Genomic DNA, 803 nt, shown 5'->3' on the forward strand with positions numbered 1-803 from the left:
CCCCGCTCGAGCCCACCCCCGAGGACCGCCGCCAAGCCCTCCTCGACGAGCCCCAACCCGGCGACGACGACGTCGTCGGCCTCACCCGCGCCCAAGCCATCAAGCTCGCCGCCATCCTCGACGCCGCGATGCGCGCCGACGGCGCCTCCGGCGCCGGCGAGAACCTGTGGGCCGACGCCGTCCTCGACAGCCGCGACCTCCTCCTCGCCCACGCCTACAACGACCGACGACCCGCGCCCGGCATCCCCACCGTCACCGACGCCGACGCCCGCCTGGCGGCTTGGCCCTGGCCTCCGCAGAAGTACACCTGATGCGCCTTACCGTATTCGCCTTAGGTGTGCTAGCTGCCCTTCTTGGAGGCGTTTTCACTGTGGGAATACTGGTTCGCTCCCTAACTCAGCGAATACGCAAGGACCGTCATGGCTGGATAATGACTGGTCTCACCTGCCTTTTCCTCGTCCTTCTCGCCGCGCCGCTCATGCTGACCAAAGTCATCCCGCTAGATGACGTCGTGCTGAGGCCGGTTCTTTTGACGCTATTCGGGACAGTTGCTGTCACTGGACTTCTTGACAGAGCACCAGCTCGTCAGTCCAAGGCCAATAAGTGGGCTCTCGGCATCACCACTGTCGTCACTGCGGCACTTATTACTGCGTCTTTTTACTTGGCGGAGACCTGGACGGGCTTGCCGGCAACCCTGGTGGGGCTCTTCCTGGGCATCCTTTTCACCTACATCTACTGGCGTGCAGGTCGTAAAGCGTAGATACCATTTACGCTGGCGCGGCTGCCGCCTGTCGTGTCTCTCG

2 protein-coding genes are annotated in these 803 nt (G+C 63.8%); both read left to right on the forward strand.

Features of this window, described 5'->3' with window-relative positions:
• Window positions 1-311, forward strand: a 311-nt coding sequence (locus tag WDV86_RS15955; protein WP_339568642.1) for a hypothetical protein, incomplete at its 5' end; no start/stop codon positions are given.
• A gap of 119 nt (window positions 312-430) precedes the next feature.
• Window positions 431-760 carry a hypothetical protein gene (locus WDV86_RS15960; RefSeq protein WP_339568643.1) on the forward strand — a complete coding sequence of 110 codons (330 nt, stop codon included), beginning with the start codon at window positions 431-433 and terminating at the stop codon, window positions 758-760.
• Window positions 761-803 lie beyond the last annotated feature (43 nt).

This window comes from Pseudokineococcus sp. 1T1Z-3, assembly GCF_037482365.1.
Lineage (GTDB): Bacteria > Actinomycetota > Actinomycetes > Actinomycetales > Quadrisphaeraceae > Pseudokineococcus.